The organism is Kribbella sp. CA-294648 (assembly GCF_050943845.1).
Classification (GTDB): domain Bacteria; phylum Actinomycetota; class Actinomycetes; order Propionibacteriales; family Kribbellaceae; genus Kribbella.
The window spans coordinates 3,295,214-3,311,633 of the sequence record NZ_CP191981.1; the positions used below are offsets into that span (position 1 = coordinate 3,295,214).

A 16,420-nucleotide genomic window follows, 5' to 3' on the forward strand; every position below is an offset into this window, starting at 1 on the left:
TGATACTCAGGACATGAGCAATCTGGAGGAGCGTCCCGCGGAAGGTACCTGTGGCGGCGAAGGGGCCGACGGTCCCGTGCTGGAGCTGCTGGAGGCCCGGGAAGTCTTGCTGGGGCGGACGACCAAGGTGCGGCGGTTGTTGCCGAACAAGAACCGCCGGATGGTCGGTGCCTGGTGCTTCGTCGATCACTACGGACCCGACGACCTGAGCGGTCGGGTCGACTCGTACGACGTACCGGGGGAGCGCGGCATGCTCGTGCCGCCGCATCCGCACACCAGCCTGCAGACGGTGAGCTGGTTGTTCGAGGGCGAGATCGAGCACCGCGACAGTGTCGGTTCGCACGCGATGGTGCGGCCCGGCGAGCTGAACATCATGACCGTCGGCAACGGCATCGCGCACTCCGAGGTGTCGTTGCCGGACGGTCCGCCGACGCTGCACGGCGCCCAGCTCTGGGTGGCGCTCCCCGACTCCAGCCGGACGACGGTGGCGCCACACTTCAACGCGTACGCCGAGCTGCCCGCGGTGGAGCTCGACGGTGCCACGGCCACCGTGATGATCGGCACGGTCGCCGGTGTCACCTCGCCGGCCCCGGCGTACACGCCACTCGTCGGCGCGGACGTGCAGGTCGGCCAAGGCCGGACCATCACCTTGCCGCTGACGCCTGCCTTCGAGTACGCCGTACTGGTGGTCGCCGGGTCGCTCACCATCGGCGACCTGCGGCCGGGGTTCGGCGAGATGGTCTATCTCGGGGCCGGCCGGGAAGCCATCGAGTTCACCGCGCCCGAGGAGGCGCGTTTCCTGCTCCTCGGGGGCGAACCGTTCGAGGAAGAGCTGGTGATGTGGTGGAACTTCATCGGCCGCACCCACGACGAGGTTGTTGCCGCGCGCAACGACTGGATGGCTTCGCTGGAGGCCGGCGGGAGCAGTCGCTTCCCGGTCGTTCCCGGCTATGACGGTGACGCGCTGCCGGCTCCGGCTCTTCCCGGGACGCGGCTCAAACCGCGCACGCGACGGCGGTAGTAGGCCCAGGTGAGCACCAGTAGTGCGGGTCCCCACAGATTGAGAGGTGCGTAGCAACTGATCATCAGGACCGCGGCGGCGTCGCTGGAGAACGGCAGGAAGTTGCCGCTGAACACGTCCCGGAAGCCGTAGGTCCAGATCGCGATCAGCGAGAGCCCGCCGAGCGTCGCGGGGATGATCGCGGCGGACGGCGCGACGCGGCGCCCGCCGATGAGCGGGATCCACCGCGGCACCACCTCACCCCACGCCCGGACCATCCCGAAGGCGGTGAGCGCGACCAGCTCGGAGAACACGGTCAGCAACACGACGTACGCCGATTCGCCGAACCCGTGCAGGTAGATCGGCCGGCCGTGATCGTCGACCATCCCCATCGACGACCCCGCGACCAGCCCGAGTCGCCACAGTCCCGAGGGAAGAACCAGGAACGGAATCACGTGCGCGAGGCGATTCGCCCAGCGCGGTACCGGATGCTCTGTCATGCCACCGAGCATCCCGCCGTACGCCGTACCGCGTCCTCACCCAGCGAAGGGATCGGACTCCCTCTCGGGAGTGGTCAGTCGCGGGCGTCGGCGTGCCGGCGGATCCACGGGGCGAGGAAGTACAGGACGATGGCGAAGGCGATCGTGACGATGGCCAGGCCGCCGAAGTACGTGGTGTCGGAGGCGTCCTCGGTGGCTTGGACCAGTTGGGCGGTGATCGCCTGGCCGGCCGCGGGAGCCAGGAACCACAGGGCCATCATCTGGCTGTTGAACGCCTTCGGGGCGAGCAGTGTGGTGGCGGCCAGGCCGACCGGGGAGAGGAACAGTTCGCCGAGGGTCTGGATGACGTAGACGCAGACCAGCCACAGCGGTGAGGCCAGCGAATCGCCGGCCACCATCGATGCCAGTGACATCACGGCGAACGAGAGACCGGCGAAGAGCAGCCCGGTGGCGAATTTCTGGCCGATGCTCGGTCCGCGGTCGCCGAGCTTGATCCAGATCACCGCGAACACCGGCGCGAGCACGATGATGCTGAACGGATTGATCGACTGGAAGAACTCGGGCGTGATGTCGATGCCGACGACGCTCAGGTTGGTCCGGTTCGCGGCGAAGGTGGTCAGCGTCGTCGCGGCCTGCTCGAACACCATGAAGAACAACATCGCCGCGACGAACAGTGGGATGTACGCCCGGACGCGTTGGCGTTCGACCGGCGTCACCAGCGGGCTGCGCAGCAACATGGTGAAGTAGGCGATCGGGGCCAGGAAGCACAGGTACGAGATCGCGTCGACGACCGGCCGCGGGCCGACCCCGCCGGAAGCCCAGGCGGACAAGGCGAACACGACCGCCAGCACCGCGACCACGGCGATGGTGATCTTCACCATCGTCGGCCGGTCAGCGGCGGTGAGCGGGTTCGGCGGGGTGTCGCCGCGGCCGTGCAGCGTCCGGCGGCCGAGCACGTAAGCGACCAGTGCCAGCGTCATGCCGACCGCGGCCGCCGCGAAGGCGACGTGGAAGCCGAACTCGCGCCGCAGGAAGCCGACCACGAACGGCGCGCTGAACGACCCGATGTTGATCCCCATGTAGAAGATCGAGAACGCCGAGTCGCGCCGGGTGTCGTCGGCGGCGTACAGCTTGCCGACCATGGTCGACACGTTCGGCTTCAGCAGTCCGGTGCCGAGGGCAACCAAGGCGATCCCGAGGTAGGCGAGCCCGTCCACCGGGACGGCGAGGCTGAGGTGGCCGGCCACGATCACGCTACCGCCGTACAGAACGGTCCTGCGGGCGCCGATCACCCGGTCGGCGAACCAGCCGCCGAGCACCGAGAGCAGGTAGACCGAGGCGCCGTAGATCGAGACGACCGCCTCGCCGAGTGACTGCCCGAGACCGAGCCCGTGGGCCTGGTCGGTCAGGTACAGCAACAGGATCGCGCGCATCCCGTAGTAGCTGAACCGCTCCCACAACTCGGTGGTGAACAGCGTCAGCAGCCCTCGCGGATGCCCGAAGAACTGCTTTTCCTGCGCCTCGACCGGCGGCGTTACGGACACGCTCGACTACTCCCCGTCAGGTGGTTGCACGACGCAACGACCGTAACGCATCGGCCGATCAGAGCAGGGAGTGGTCCCGGGCGTAGGCGACGGCGGCTGTCCGGGACGGCACCTCGAGTTTGGTGAAGATGTTGGACAGGTGCCGGGCGACGGTCTTGTCGCTGAGCACGAGCCGGCCCGCGATCTCCGCATTGCTGTTGCCAGCAGCAACCAGCCGGAGTACTTCGAGTTCCCGCTGGGTCAAGCCTCCGGAGCTGGGTCGCTGCAGGAGTTTCGCGACCTCCTCCTGGCAGGTCGTCACCCCGAGTTCGGAGAACGCCTGGTACGCCGCGCTCAGCTCGGCGGTCGCGGAGTCTTCGTCCCCCAGACCGCGGAACGCCCGCCCGACAAGCACCCTGGCGCGGGCGACCTCGTACGGCGCTTGCAGGCCGGTCCAGAGTTGCGTTGCGAGTCTTGCCGCGGGCAGGGCGTGGTCCGCGTCATCGGCTGCCAGCGCGACCAGACCACCGCAGTACGCCGCTGTCGCGCGCAAGCCGGTGCAGCCGAAGGACTCCGCGATCTTGGTCAGCTCGCCGGAAGCCTCCGCGGCCCCGTCACCGCTGTCGGACGCGACGAAGATCTCGATCGCCCCCGGGAGCAGCCGCGAGCGGTGCACGGGGTCGCCGGTTTCGGTGAGCAGCCGGCGGATCGCGGCGAGGGCGGCCGGGCCGCGGCCGCGGGCGAGCCACAGCAGAGCGAGACCGGGTTGTGGTTCGTGGCCGAACCCCGAGGCCTGCTCGTAGCAGGCTTCGGCCAGGGCGAGGTTGCCGCGGATCCGGTGAACGTCCCCGCACTCGCTCAGCGCGAGCCCGGCGGCGCCCTGGGAACCCGACTCGGCGTAGCGCCGGCAGGCGAGTTCGAACTCTTCGAGCGCCTCGCTGAACGCTCCGCGCAGCCGCAGGATCTGACCGCGGTGCACCGCGCACTGGCCGGTGAACGGCACCAGGTCGGGCTGGGTGTCGCACCAGCGGGTCAGCGCGCTCGTCCAGGCCGAGGCTCGGGCGAAGTCGGCCACTTCCTGGCAGGCCTCGATCATCGCGCAGTACACGTTGCCCGCGAAGATCGGCGACAGCTCGCCGGCGGCGACTCCGACCATGGCCTCGTCCAGGAGTGCGAGTCCTTCCGGGACCTGGCCGGAGTACATCAGCAGCCGGCCCTGGCAGACCAGGCCCTGGGCGACCAGGTCGGGCTCGCCGTGCCGTCTGCCTAGGTCGGCCATCTCGATGCCGACCCGCAGCGCGCCCGGGAAGTCCTGTTGGTCGAGCCGCCGGAAGAACTCGTGGATCAGGAGGTAGCCCCGCTCGACCACGTCGGGCGGCTGGTCCGCCAGCAGCCGCTGGGCCCGGCCAGCCCAGCCGGCTGCGACCGCCGCCTCGCCACGGGTACTGAGCACCAGACCGAGCCAGAAGGCGAAGCGGACGGCACGCAGGGTCTGTCCGCCCTCGACCTCGGCCTGGTAGCCGCGCTGCAGCGCCCGGATGCAGGCGTCGTCGTCGCCGGCCAGGAACGCGGCGGTGGCGAGCTTCAGCAGATCGTCCGTGCCGAGGTCGGGGACCAGCGACAGCCGGTCGTAGACGGCTGCCCAGTCCCGCCGCTCGAAGGCCTTGCGCGCCTGCTCGAGGTCGTCGACGATGCCCATCGCCATCCCCCTTGTGCGGAGCCCCTGGTAGGGCACCCCTTGGCCCGAGAATACGCGCGCCACGCCTCAGGCGGCAGTCACTGTGGGCAGGGCTTTGGCGCGGGCGACGATGCGTTTGGCAACGTACTCCGCGTCCCGGCCGACGCCCGGCAGGGTCATCGAGGCGAAGGCGAACTGGAAGCAGAGTCCGCAGAAGAACAGGCCGGGCGCGCCGTCGGCGACCCCGCGCAGCTCCACCGGCCAGCCGTCGTCTGCGATCACCGGCGCCTTGATCCAGTCGAACACCTGCCGGAATCCGGTGCACCAGACCACGTTCGCCACGTCCATCACCCGGCCGTCATCGAGGACCGGCCGCCCGTCCTGGACGCCGGTGACCCGGTTGTGGACGCGCTCCACGCCCCGCGCGATCAGGTCCTCGCGCTTGACCCTGAGCATCGGGCCACCGTGGTACCGGAGCTCGTGCAGTTCCTTGCGGCCCATCGGCGTTCGCCGGGTGATCAGGTGCTTGCCGAGGAAGAGGAACACCGGGAAGAAGACCCGGGCGCCCTTCTTCTCCAGCCGGACCGGGATCTGGCCCGGGTCCCGGCCGCAGAGCACGGTCGGGTGCATCGGGGCGAGCTCGTAGGCGATGTCGGTCCCCGAGTGCGAACCGCCGACCACCAGCACCGGCCCGTCCTTGAGCTGATCGGGCCGCCGGTACTCGCTGGAGTGGAGTTGCCGGATCGCCGGGTCGAGGTCGACGGCGAAGTCGGGCAGGTACGGCGTACGGCCGAAGGTGCCGGTGGCAACCACTACGTTGTCGGCCAGGATCTGGTGCTCGCCCGTCGTCACGGCGTACCGGCCGTCGTCGAGTGGTTCGAGCTTCTCGACCCTGGTCCGCATCCGGACCGGGAGGTCGAAGCGGTCGGCGTACGACTCGAGGTAGTCGGCGACCTGGTCCTTTGTCGGGTACGACCACTTGTCGGCCGGGAAAGGTAGGCCGGGCAGGCCGTCGTACTTGGCCGGCGTGTAGAGACGCAGCGTGTCCCACTGGGCGCGCCAGTTGTCGCCCACGCGGGCGTTGCTGTCCAGGATGACGAACGGCCGGCCCCGCCTCCGCAGGTGATAGCCGGTGGCCAGTCCGGCTTGCCCGGCTCCGATGATGACGGTCTCAATGCTTTCGGTGATCATGCGAGTCTCCGCTCAGCGCGTAGCGCGGCGTGCGACCGGTAGCGCAGACACCACAGCAGCATCAGCCCGGTCGTCACGACGTAGAAGCCGTGCAGGGCCCAGATCGGCCCGACCGGCAGGTGCACCACGTAGATGCAGTGGACGGCGTTGCCGACGTTGGCGAGGACGAGGTTCGCGAGGCTGTACGACGCGAGATCCTTGGTCCGGATCGCCTTCAGCACCATCGGCAGCGTGCTCGACGCGAACAGGATGGTCGATACCGTCCCCGCGAGAAGAGCAATGCCTGCGCCAGTCATGTCATCGACGGTAGGGACGAGCGGCAGCTGCCCGCGTCGGACGCAATACCCAACCGCGGACGCCTGGTACTACGTCATTTCTCGTACATGCCGAAGGGCCGCCCACCGATCGGTGGACGGCCCTTCGAGGCTGCTGACGTCAGGCGCCGGCGCCCTCCTGCTTCACTCCGGCGACCGCGCTCGGGTCGTCGATCCGGTACTTCCGGGCCGCCTCGGCGGCGACCTCACGCTTCACCTCGCCGCGCTTGGCGAGGATCTGCAGGGCGGCGACGACGACGGACTCGGCGTCGACCTGGAAGTGCCGGCGGGCGGCGGCGCGGGTGTCGGCCAGGCCCCAGCCGTCGGTACCCAGCGACGTGTAGTCGTTCGGCACCCAGCGGGAGATCTGGTCCTGGACCGCGCGCATGAAGTCGCTGACCGCGACCACCGGGCCCTTGGTGTCCTTCAGCTGCTCGGTGATGAACGGGACGCGTTCGTCCTCGTCCGGGTGCAGCAGGTTGTGCTCCTCCGCGGCGATCGCGTCGCGGCGCAGCTCGTTCCAGCTCGTCACCGACCAGATGTCGGCGGCGACCGAGTACTCCTCGGCGAGAATCTGCTGGGCCTTGCGGATCCACGGCAGCGCGACCCCGGAGCCGAGCAGCTGGACCCGCGGTACGTCGTCGCCCGAGGCCGTCTCGTACTCGTTGAAGCGGTACATGCCCTTGAGCAGGCCCGCCACGTCGAGGTTCTCCGGCTCGGCCGGCTGCGCGACCGGCTCGTTGTAGACGGTGAGGTAGTAGAAGACGTCCTCGCCGTACGGCTTGTCCTTGTCCAGCCCGTAGCCGTACATCCGGCGCAGGCCGTCCTTGACGATGTGCGCGACCTCGTAGGCGAAGGCCGGGTCGTAGTGCACGGCCGCCGGGTTCGACGAGGCCAGCAGCGGCGAGTGTCCGTCCGCGTGCTGCAGGCCCTCACCGGTCAGCGTCGTCCGGCCCGCGGTGGCGCCGATCAGGAAGCCGCGGCCGAGCTGGTCGCCCATCGCCCAGAGCTGGTCGCCGGTGCGCTGGAACCCGAACATCGAGTAGAAGATGTAGAACGGGATCATCGGCTCGCCGTGCGTCGCGTACGCCGTACCGGCCGCGATCATCGAGCCCATCGCGCCGGCCTCGCTGATGCCCTCGTGCAGCAGCTGACCCTTCTCGGACTCCTTGTAGGCCAGCAGCAGGTTGCGGTCGACCGCTTCGTAGGTCTGCCCGTGCGGCGAGTAGATCTTCGCGGTCGGGAACATCGAGTCCATCCCGAAGGTGCGGTACTCGTCGGGCGCGATCGGCACGATCCGGTGCCCGATCTCCGGGTCCTTCATCAGGTCGCGGAAGAGCCGGACGAGCGCCATCGTGGTGGCCACCGGCGTCTTCTCGTTGCCCTTGCTGAGCGGCTTGTAGACGTGGTCACCAGGCAGCTTCAGCGTCTTCGGCTTCACCCGCCGCTCGGGCAGGAATCCGCCCAGCTGCGAGCGGCGCTCCATCATGTACTGGTACTCCGGCGAGTCGGTGCCGGGGTGGAAGTACGGCGGGTTGTAGGCGTCCTCGAGGGCCTTGTCCTCGATCGGCAGGTAGAGCCGGTCGCGGAAGGTCTTCAGGTCGTCGGAGGTGAGCTTCTTCATCTGGTGGGTCGCGTTGCGGCCCTCCAGCGCCTCGATCGTCCAGCCCTTGATGGTCTGGGCCAGGATGACGGTCGGCTGGCCGACGTGCTCCTTGGCGCTCTTGAACGCGGCGTACACCTTGCGGTAGTCGTGACCGCCGCGGGGCAGCTTGCGCAGGTCCTCGTCGGACAGGTTGCGGACCATCGCCTGCAGCCGCTGGTCACCGCCGAAGAAGTTGTTCCGGATGTACTCGCCGGATTCGACCGAGTAGGTCTGGAACTGACCGTCCGGGGTGGTGTTCATCTTGTTCACCAGCACGCCGTCGTGGTCCTGGGCGAGCAGCGAGTCCCACTCGCGGCCCCAGATCACCTTGATGACGTTCCAGCCGGCGCCGCGGAAGAAGGCCTCCAGCTCCTGGATCACCTTGCCGTTGCCGCGGACCGGGCCGTCCAGCTGCTGCAGGTTGCAGTTGACCACGAAGGTCAGGTTGTCGAGCTCCTCGCGGGCGGCCAGGCCGATCGCGCCGAGCGACTCCGGCTCGCCCATCTCGCCGTCACCCAGGAACGTCCAGACGTGCTGGTCGCTGGTGTCCTTGATGCCGCGGTTGTGCAGGTACCGGTTGAAGCGCGCCTGGTAGATCGAGTCCAGCGCCGCCAGCCCCATGGAGACCGTCGGGTACTCCCAGAAGTCCGGCATCAACCGCGGGTGCGGGTACGACGACAGGCCCTGGTGCGGGCCGCGGGAGACCTCCTGGCGGAAGCCGTCCAGCTGGTCGGTGGTCAGCCGGCCCTCGAGGAAGGCGCGGGCGTACATACCGGGGGAGGCGTGGCCCTGGATGAAGACCTGGTCGCCACCGCCGGGCGCGTCCTTGCCCCGGAAGAAGTGGTTGAAGCCGACCTCGTACAGGCTGGCCGCCGACTGGTAGGTGGCGATGTGACCGCCGACCTCCAGGCCCTTGCGGTTGGCCTTGCTGACCATCACCGCGGCGTTCCACCGGATGAAGGCCCGGATCCGCCGCTCGATGTGCTCGTCGCCGGGGAACCACGGCTCACGCTCGGGCGGGATCGAGTTGATGTAGTCCGTACTGCGCAGCGCGGGCACCCCCACCTGGCGCTCCCGGGCCCGCTCGATCAGCTTGAGCATCAGGTAGCGCGCTCGGCCCTTGCCGCGTTCGTCCAGCACGGCGTCGAGCGACTCGACCCACTCACGGGTCTCGTCGGGGTCGATGTCGGGGAGCTGGGTGGGCATCCCCTCGGTGATGATGGCTGGTGGTTCGTGTCCGGAAGCCACGGTGTCCTGCCGTTCTGTCTAGTCGGTCCAACTGCTGGCAATCCTGTCACCTGACCGGAATGCGTTCTACTTCGCATCCACAACCGGGGCCGATCTCGCCTCGAACAGTGGGTTCCCACCGGACACGCACCGTGTCCGGCAGGCGCATACCGGACACGTCACGGACCCCTCGTGCATACTTGCGCGACGCGGTAGGCCACGATGGACTACTGCTACTGACGCCTACCCCCGGCCACCGGGGACGACGGAGGAGGACACGTGAGCGCGACCGCGGACCACGCGGACGGCAAGAGCGGCGGGCCGAACATGGCCGGCCGGCTCGGCTTCGAGAGCGGCACGGTCGTGCTGGAGCTCGGTTACGACGACGACTGTGACGACGCCTTCCGCGACGCCATCGTGGAACTGACCGGTGAGGAGTTCACCGGCGACGACCCGGACGACGCGGTGGATGTCGTCCTGCTCTGGTTCCGCGAGGACGACGGGGATCTGGTCGACGCCCTGTTCGAGACGCTGACCGACCTGAAGGCCGGCGGGGCCGTCTGGCTGATGACCCCCAAGGTCGGCCGGGAGGGCTACGTCGACGCGGCCGAGATCGCCGAGGCGGCGCCGACCGCCGGCATGCAGACCACCAGCAGCCTGAGCGTCACCGACGACTGGTCGGCGACGAAGTTGGTGCTGCCGAAGTCGCCCAAGGTCAGGAAGTGATGCTCCGGTGACTGCTGTCGTCCCCAGGGTCGGCAGTCAGGCACCGGACTTCACCGCACGAAACCAGCACGGCGAGCAGGTCCGGCTCTCGGAGTACCAGGGCCGGCGCGACGTGGTCCTGGTGTTCTACCCGTATGCCTTCAGCCGGGTCTGCACGAGCGAGCTGGACGCGCTCCGGGACCGGCCGGAACTGCTCGCCCGGGCCGAGTTCCTGGCCATCTCGTGCGACCCGATGTTCACCCTGCGCGCGTACGCCGAGGCCGAGCGGCTCGACTTCGGGCTGCTCACCGACTTCTGGCCGCACGGCGCGATCGCGTCGGCGTACGGGGTGTTCGACGCCGAGCGTGGCTGCGCGGTGCGGGGGAGTTTCGTGATCGACCAGACCGGGGTGGTGCGCTGGTCGGTGGTCAACCCGATGGCCGAGGCACGCGACCCGGACGACTATGCGGAGGCCCTGGCCAACCTTCGCCCCGGACTCGGATAGACTCTGCGCTCCGCCTTTCGAGGGTGGAACGAGGGCGCTTAGCTCAGCGGTAGAGCGCTTCCCTTACAAGGAAGATGTCGGGGGTTCGATCCCCTCAGCGCCCACCTTTCCTTTCCCGGACCCCCGTGCACGCATCACCCGTCGCGGCGGCGCCGACACGCCGAGGTAAGCGTTTGCCCGGCCGACTTGGGTATGCACGGAGCTTCGTTGCCCCCAGCAACCACCCTGTACCGGGCGCAACTCGCCCCCGACCTACCCGCCCCGACCACCCCCGGAACCCGACCACCCCCGGAACCCGACCACCCGCGGAACCCGACCCACCTGACCCAAGGTCCCTGGGCTCACACCTCGCCCGTATCTCCGATCCGGCAGGTCTCACGTGCTGGGCCAGTGGTTGGGTGATTCGCCGGGTGTGGGGATGGGGATCTCGAAGTGGACGGCAGGGCTGTACCGCGGGTCGGTGCGGCCGTCGTGGATCTCCTCGGCGACGCTGCGCCAGAACGGCTCGGCGCCGTCGACGGCCGCGTTCGTGTGCAGGTAGATCGTCTGGTAGCCGGGCGTGCCGGCAACGAACCGGCAGGCCAGCTCGACGAGAGCGCGGGCGAGTCCGTTGCGGCGGTGTTCCGGGCGGACGTAGACACGGAAGATCTGCGCGGTCGTGCCGGACGGGTAGCGCTGTGCGATCCAGGGTGCGTGCGGTGGGCTCTGGGGACCATCGGCCCGGACAGCGGCGGTACCGACGATCTCGTCGTCCAGTGCGGCGACGAACAGCCGCTGCCGGGGGTGATCGAAGTACGCCCGGCCCAGATCGATCACGTCGGCGTGCCAGCGTGGCACGTAGCCGTGCTCGAACACCCGGTAGAAGGTGTCGAGCATGACCGATCGCGCCCCCTCGATGTCGTCGCGCCGGGCGGGCCGGACGTCGTACCGGCCGATGGATCGTTCAGTTGGCTCTGTCACGGGTCTCCTCCTCGATGCCGCCGGAGGCAGTCACCAGTGCGCGGGTGAGCGGATGTTCGGGGTGGGCCAGAACTTCCGCGGTCCGGCCGTGCTCGACGACCCGGCCGTCGTCCATGATCAGGATCCGGTGGGCCAGACCGGTGACGACAGCAAGGTCGTGGGTGATGACCACCAGGGCACAGCCGGTGGTGTCCTGAAGAGTGCGCAGTACGTCGAGCAGGCCGGCCTGATTGACCGTGTCCAGCCCGGACGTGATCTCGTCGCAGATCAGCAGGTCCGGTTCCGCGAGGAGCGCGCGCCCGAGCGCGGCTCGCTGGAGCTCACCGCCGGACAGCGACGCGGGCAGCCGGCTCGCGCCGATCTCGGAGATGCCGAGCCGGGCGAGCTGGTCGAGCGCGCGGCGGCGGGCCTCGGCGCGGGGGAGACCGCGCAGGCATTCGGCGGTGCGGGCGACCTGGTCGAGCACCGGGACGAACTCGTTGAACGAGGCACGGGCGTCCTGGTGGACGTACTGGATGCGGGCCAGTTGGTCACGGGAGCGTCGTCGCAGCAGCGGTGACAGCGCGGTGGTGCCGAGCAGGATCTCGCCGTCGCGGTGCGGATGGAGCCCGGCGATGCAGCGGGCCAGGGTGGTCTTGCCGCTGCCGGAGCGGCCGACCACGGCGAGCGTGTCGCCCGGGTCGATCGTCAGTGACACATCGTGCAGCGTCTCGACGCGACGGTGGCCCGCTGTCAGGCCGCGCACCGACAGCACTGGTTCACGCGCGTCCGGTGTCCGGCGCTCTTCGGTGGTGGCGACGGTCTGGGCGTCGACCAGGCGCTGCGTGTAGGGGTGCCGCGGTGCGGTGAGGATCTCGCTGGGCGGCCCGGTTTCCACGATCTCGCCGCGGTTCATCACCAGCACGTCGTCGGCGAGCGCGCGGACGAGTTCGAGGTCATGGGTCAGCAGCAGGATCGCGACGCACTGCTCGGCGACGGCGCGCAGTTCCGTCACCAGCCCGGCCCGGATCAGCACGTCCTGCCCGGTGGTGGGTTCGTCCGCGACGAGGATCTTGGGTCGGCCCACGAGCTCGTGCGCCAGTACGACGCGTTGCTGCTGTCCGCCCGAGAGTTGGTGCGGGTAGCGACGCAGGAGATCCTGGCCGTCCGGTATCTGCGCTCGTCTCAGCGCCTCCAGGACCCGCTCCCGGACCAGCTCTTTTCGCCGGGAGGACGAGTCGGCGCCGACATGGAGCCGTGCGACCTGCCGGAGTACGGGGCCGATCCGGCGGACCGGATTGAGGGCTGCGGAGGGCTGCTGGGGGAGGTAGCCGACGGTGCCGCGCGTCGGTGGGTTTCTGGAGTCGACGATGGTGCCGGCGATCTCGATCTGCCCGGAAATGCTCGCCGCCGCCGGTTTCTCGCCCAGCAACGCCAGCGCGGTCGTGGTCTTGCCGCTGCCGGACTCGCCGACCAGCGCCGTGATCCGGCCGGCTGCCAGCGCGAACGAGACGTCGGAGACGATCTCGCGCTCGGCCACCCGGACAGTGAGATTGCGGATGTCGGCGATGGTCAACGCGTCTCCTGGAACGTCGGCTGCGGGTGGCGGTCGCGCAGCAGGCGGTCGAAGGTGAGGTTCACACCGACGGCGAGCATCACGATCAGGAGCGCCGGTACGACGACCGCCCAGGGCTGGACGAACAGGCCGACGCGGTTGCGGTCGACCATCGCGGCCCAGTCACTGGCCTGCGGAGAGATCCCGACGCCGAGGAAGCTCGCCGAGGCGACCAGGTAGGTCGCGCCGGTGAAGCGGGTGCCGAGGTCGGCGGCCAGGGTGCGGCGCATCGAACGGGCCACGTAGCCGAGCCCGATGCGGATCCGGCTCTCGCCCTGCAGCCGCATTGCCTCGACCGCCGGGCGGGCGGACAGCGACAGCGCGGCGGCTCGGCTGATGCGCACGACATCGGGGAGATTGATGAGCGCCACCACAGCGATCAGCACCCATGGGGCCTGGGGCGCGATCGAGACGAGCAGGAGCAGCATAAGCATCGACGGGACCGCGAGCAGCAGGTCGAGTGGGCGCATCAGGACCTCGTCGAGCGCGCGGTTGTGGGTCATGCCCGCGATCAGGCCCAGCGGTACGGCGACCAGGTAGGTGCAGACGGTGGCGACGGCGGCGACGAGCACCAGTGACCGGCCACCCTGCAGGACCTCGTTCCACACATCGCGGCCGACGAAGTCAGTACCGAACCAGTGTCCGCCGCCGAGGCTGAAGGCCACGTCCTTGGTGGTGTCGGCGGAGGCGAAGAGCGGTCCGAACAAGGCCAGCAGGAGGGGGATTGCGACGAGGCTTCCCGGGATCGCATAGCTGCGGAAGGTTTTCATCGGCCCAGCTCCGCGGTGGGAGCCAGGACGCGGGCGGCGACATCCGCGACGAGGTTGACCAGCACGGTGGTGGTGGCGAAGACCACCGCGAGGCCCTGGATCACCGGCAGATCCCTGGCCGCGACGGCCGCGGCCAGGGTTGTCCCCAGGCCGGGTACGACGAAGATCGCTTCGATGACGATCACGCCGCCGACCAGCCAATCGACCGTACGGGCGAGTTGCTGGGCAGCAGGGGCGACCGCGTTGGGCAGGGCGTGCGTGAAGCGGACCCCGGCCGGCGACAGACCGAGCCGGCGGACGTGCCGGACGTAGTCCGAGTGCTGCGCGTCGATCATGCCGGCCCGCACGAGCCGGCTCAGCGAGCAGATGGGGCGCAGCAGCAGGACGAACACGGGGAGGACGAGCACGGCCGGGTTGTCCGTGAGTGCGGTGCCGACGGCTGTGGGCGGAAACCAGCCCAGCTTCACGGCGAACACCGTGACGATGAGGATTCCCATCGCGAACTCGGGGGCGGAGTACAGGCCGAGGGTGGTACCGGTGATCAGCCGGTCCAGCCGGCCGCCCTCGCGGTGCGCCGCGAGGACGCCGAGGCCGACCGACAGCGGGACGAGCAGGGCGAGCGTCAGACCTGCCAGCAGCAGGGTCGGCTCGGCGGCGGAGGCGACGATGTCCACGACGGATCGCGGTGCCAGCAGGGACTGGCCGAAGTCGCCGTGCAGCGCGGCGACCAACCAGTCGCCGAGCCGGTGCCAGCCGGATTCGTTCAGCCCCAGACGTTCCCGCAGGTCGGCGATCATCGCCGGGTCCGGGTTGTCCCCGGCGATCGTCACGGCGGCGTCACCCGGCAGCGCCTCGGTCAGGAAGAACATGCCGGTCATCACCACCAGCACCTGGACCACTCCGAGCAGCGCCCGGTGGGCCAGGTAGCGCGGAATCGTCACGCCAGCCAGACCCGGTCGAAGCGCGCCCAGTCCAGGGTGTTGGCGGGGGCGCGATCGTCGATGCCCTGAACGGCCGGGGCGGAGGCGACGATCCAGTCCGACACGCCCCACCACAGGAAGCCGCCCTCGGTGAAGAGCTGCTCCTGCATCTTGCGGTACCGGTCGGCGCGGTCCTGCTCGTTCGTGGTCGACTGCGCCGCGTAGTACAACTTGTCGAACTCCGGGCGCCGCCACTGGGTGTTGTTGGTCGTCGAGGTCGTCAGCAGCCGCTGCGAGATGTGCGACTCCAGCGGCATCGCGCCGGACCGGTAGCTGGCGAGCACGCCGTTCTTCGAGATGTCGGACCAGTAGGTGTCCTTGTTGCCGAGCTTGACGTTGAGGTTCAGGCCGGCCTTGCGGGCCTGGTCGCTGATCGCCAGGGCGGCTTCCTTGAGCCCGGTCGACGCGTCGGAGGTGTCGAAGTCGATCGTCGCGCCCTCCGCGCCGGCCTTCTTCAGCAGCGATCGGGCTTTGTCGAGATCCGGAGCGCGCTGGGCCAGGTCGCCGGCGTAGTACTTGTAGTTCTTGCCGTAGAGGTCGTTGCCGAGCTGGCCCGAGCCTTGCAGCACGGAACGGATGAGCTCTTCGCGATCGACCAGGTGGAACAGAGCCTGCCGCAACTCGGGGCGATTGAACGGCGGCCGGTCGACCTTCATCGCGAGGCCGTGGAAGTTGCTCAGCGGTAGCCGGTGGATCGTGAGCTGGCCGCCCTTCTCGTGGGTCCTGGCGCTGGTCGGGGTCAGGTCGTGGGCGTACTCGACCTGCTTGCCCAGCAAGGCGTTGACGCGGGCCGACTCGTCGTTGCTGATGACGATCTCGAGTTCGTCCAGGTGCGGCGGGCCATCCCAGTAGTCGGGGTTGCGAGTGGCCCGGAAGCCGCGGCCGGGCTCGAAGGAGGCGAACCGGAACGGTCCCGAACCCACCGGGCTCTTCAGGTTCGGAGTACCGGCCGGGACGATGTACGCGCCGAGGGTGGCCAGTGCGTTGGGGAACTCGCCGTACGGGCGCTTCAGCCGGAACTCGATGGTGCGCTCGTCGATCGCGCGGCTGGTGGGCAGATCGATCACCGACAGGGCCGACTTCGCGCGCCGGGTGGAGCCCGGCTCGACGATCCGCGCGAAACTCGCGAGCACGTCCGCTGGCCGGACGGGCTGTCCGTCGTGGAAGGACGCCTTCCGCAGCGTGATTCGCCAGGTCTTCAGGTCCGCGCTGGGTTCCCAGCGCTCGGCCAGCCGCGGTTGCGGGGACATGTCCGAGCCGTACTCGGCGAGTTTGTCGAACAACGCCTTGGCGCGGGCGATCTCGACGTAGAGGTTGGACTGGTGCGGGTCGAGCACCTCAGCTGCTCCACCACCGGAGAACGCTGCCCGCAGCCGGCCCCCGGAACGCGGTTGACCACCCGTTGGCGCCGCGGTCTCATCGGCGCAGCCGGGTAGCCAGATGGCTGCCGTTCCGGCCGTCGTGAGGGCGAGGAAGCGGCGGCGGCTCAGTGCGGATGAACTGGGCTGGTGGGACATACGGGGTTACCCCATTCCTTCTGGGCGCGGCGGCGCCCGCACAGCAGTCAGCGGATTGGCGCAAACGATAATGGTTGTCAGTTTCTGTAGCCACCACCGGTCCCGGAAGGTGGTCGATGCCACAGCTTTCGGCCCGGCTGCGCGACGCGCCGATTTTCTTAACAATCGGCTGCCGGAACTGCCTCGGCCACGTCACATTTCGACTGGTAAGGTTCCCGTTCGTCGGCTGACGCGATGACGCACCGGGACCACTCGGTCACCGTCGTCGGGCGGTCGGCAACGGGGCTGTTCTGTCGTTGCAGCGAGACGGG

The 16,420-nt window shown here is 69.2% G+C and carries 14 protein-coding genes and 1 tRNA gene; 4 read left to right on the forward strand and 11 right to left on the reverse strand.

All coding sequences use genetic code 11. The features are described from left to right. Positions 1–13 precede the first annotated feature (13 nt). Positions 14–1,021 carry a pirin family protein gene (locus ACQPYM_RS15825; RefSeq protein WP_433021293.1) on the forward strand — a complete coding sequence of 336 codons (1,008 nt, stop codon included), beginning with the start codon at positions 14–16 and terminating at the stop codon, positions 1,019–1,021. Here ACQPYM_RS15825 and ACQPYM_RS15830 read toward each other — a convergent pair. The 6 genes from ACQPYM_RS15830 to aceE form a co-directional block, all read right to left on the reverse strand. Next, positions 949–1,500 carry a hypothetical protein gene (locus ACQPYM_RS15830; protein WP_433021295.1) on the reverse strand — a complete coding sequence of 184 codons (552 nt, stop codon included), beginning with the start codon at positions 1,498–1,500 and terminating at the stop codon, positions 949–951. The genes ACQPYM_RS15825 and ACQPYM_RS15830 overlap by 73 nt on opposite strands. 74 nt (positions 1,501–1,574) lie before the next feature. Next, positions 1,575–3,044, reverse strand: a complete 1,470-nt coding sequence (locus tag ACQPYM_RS15835) for a peptide MFS transporter (protein WP_433021297.1) — start codon at positions 3,042–3,044, stop codon at positions 1,575–1,577. A gap of 58 nt (positions 3,045–3,102) precedes the next feature. Next, a complete protein-coding gene (locus tag ACQPYM_RS15840) occupies positions 3,103–4,722 on the reverse strand; it encodes a LuxR C-terminal-related transcriptional regulator (protein ID WP_433021299.1) in 1,620 nt (539 codons plus the stop codon). Positions 4,723–4,788: 66 nt separating this feature from the next. Beyond that, a complete protein-coding gene (locus tag ACQPYM_RS15845; RefSeq protein WP_433021301.1) occupies positions 4,789–5,892 on the reverse strand; it encodes a flavin-containing monooxygenase in 1,104 nt (367 codons plus the stop codon). Further along, complete coding sequence (locus tag ACQPYM_RS15850) at positions 5,889–6,188, reverse strand: hypothetical protein (RefSeq protein WP_433021303.1); 300 nt, start codon at positions 6,186–6,188, stop codon at positions 5,889–5,891. The genes ACQPYM_RS15845 and ACQPYM_RS15850 overlap by 4 nt, the downstream gene beginning before the upstream one ends. Before the next feature lie 139 nt (positions 6,189–6,327). Next, positions 6,328–9,057: a pyruvate dehydrogenase (acetyl-transferring), homodimeric type gene (aceE, locus tag ACQPYM_RS15855; protein ID WP_433023292.1), complete on the reverse strand. Its 2,730-nt coding sequence runs from the start codon at positions 9,055–9,057 to the stop codon at positions 6,328–6,330. A 300-nt stretch (positions 9,058–9,357) separates the two neighbouring features. On the opposite strand from aceE, the gene ACQPYM_RS15860 reads away from it, so the two are divergent. The 3 genes from ACQPYM_RS15860 (at position 9,358) to ACQPYM_RS15870 (ending at position 10,392) form a co-directional block, all read left to right on the forward strand. Beyond that, positions 9,358–9,804, forward strand: coding sequence for a DUF3052 domain-containing protein (locus ACQPYM_RS15860; protein ID WP_433021305.1), 447 nt, complete (start codon positions 9,358–9,360; stop codon positions 9,802–9,804). 7 nt (positions 9,805–9,811) lie between these two features. Then, a complete protein-coding gene (locus ACQPYM_RS15865) occupies positions 9,812–10,288 on the forward strand; it encodes a peroxiredoxin (protein WP_433021307.1) in 477 nt (158 codons plus the stop codon). A 32-nt stretch (positions 10,289–10,320) separates the two neighbouring features. Further along, positions 10,321–10,392: transfer RNA gene (locus tag ACQPYM_RS15870), tRNA-Val, on the forward strand. Positions 10,393–10,663: 271 nt separating this feature from the next. Here ACQPYM_RS15870 and ACQPYM_RS15875 read toward each other — a convergent pair. From ACQPYM_RS15875 to ACQPYM_RS15895, 5 genes are read right to left on the reverse strand one after another with little or no spacing between them, the layout of a single operon-like run. Then, the gene (locus ACQPYM_RS15875; protein WP_433021309.1) at positions 10,664–11,248 is read right to left on the reverse strand and encodes a GNAT family N-acetyltransferase; all 585 of its coding nucleotides are present in this window, start codon (positions 11,246–11,248) and stop codon (positions 10,664–10,666) included. Continuing rightward, complete coding sequence (locus ACQPYM_RS15880) at positions 11,232–12,803, reverse strand: ABC transporter ATP-binding protein (protein ID WP_433021311.1); 1,572 nt, start codon at positions 12,801–12,803, stop codon at positions 11,232–11,234. Before ACQPYM_RS15880 ends, ACQPYM_RS15875 begins: the two co-directional genes overlap by 17 nt. Continuing rightward, positions 12,800–13,612 (reverse strand): ABC transporter permease, encoded by an 813-nt coding sequence (locus ACQPYM_RS15885; RefSeq protein WP_433021313.1) that lies wholly within the window; start codon positions 13,610–13,612, stop codon positions 12,800–12,802. Before ACQPYM_RS15885 ends, ACQPYM_RS15880 begins: the two co-directional genes overlap by 4 nt. Next, on the reverse strand, positions 13,609–14,553 hold the full coding sequence (locus ACQPYM_RS15890) for an ABC transporter permease (protein WP_433021315.1): 945 nt from the start codon (positions 14,551–14,553) through the stop codon (positions 13,609–13,611). The genes ACQPYM_RS15885 and ACQPYM_RS15890 overlap by 4 nt, the downstream gene beginning before the upstream one ends. Then, a complete protein-coding gene (locus ACQPYM_RS15895) occupies positions 14,550–15,929 on the reverse strand; it encodes an ABC transporter substrate-binding protein (RefSeq protein ID WP_433021317.1) in 1,380 nt (459 codons plus the stop codon). Before ACQPYM_RS15895 ends, ACQPYM_RS15890 begins: the two co-directional genes overlap by 4 nt. Between the last annotated feature and the right edge of the window lie 491 nt (positions 15,930–16,420).

Bases quoted from the DNA above. Each gene is read 5' to 3' on its own strand.
- ACQPYM_RS15840 (WP_433021299.1), bottom strand. From the start codon at position 4,722: ATGGGCATCGTCGACGACCTCGAGCAGGCGCGCAAGGCCTTCGAGCGG.
- ACQPYM_RS15825 (WP_433021293.1), top strand. From the start codon at position 14: ATGAGCAATCTGGAGGAGCGTCCCGCGGAAGGTACCTGTGGCGGCGAA.
- ACQPYM_RS15885 (WP_433021313.1), bottom strand. From the start codon at position 13,612: ATGAAAACCTTCCGCAGCTATGCGATCCCGGGAAGCCTCGTCGCAATC.
- ACQPYM_RS15830 (WP_433021295.1), bottom strand. From the start codon at position 1,500: ATGACAGAGCATCCGGTACCGCGCTGGGCGAATCGCCTCGCGCACGTG.
- aceE (WP_433023292.1), bottom strand. From the start codon at position 9,057: ATGCCCACCCAGCTCCCCGACATCGACCCCGACGAGACCCGTGAGTGG.
- ACQPYM_RS15850 (WP_433021303.1), bottom strand. From the start codon at position 6,188: ATGACTGGCGCAGGCATTGCTCTTCTCGCGGGGACGGTATCGACCATC.
- ACQPYM_RS15845 (WP_433021301.1), bottom strand. From the start codon at position 5,892: ATGATCACCGAAAGCATTGAGACCGTCATCATCGGAGCCGGGCAAGCC.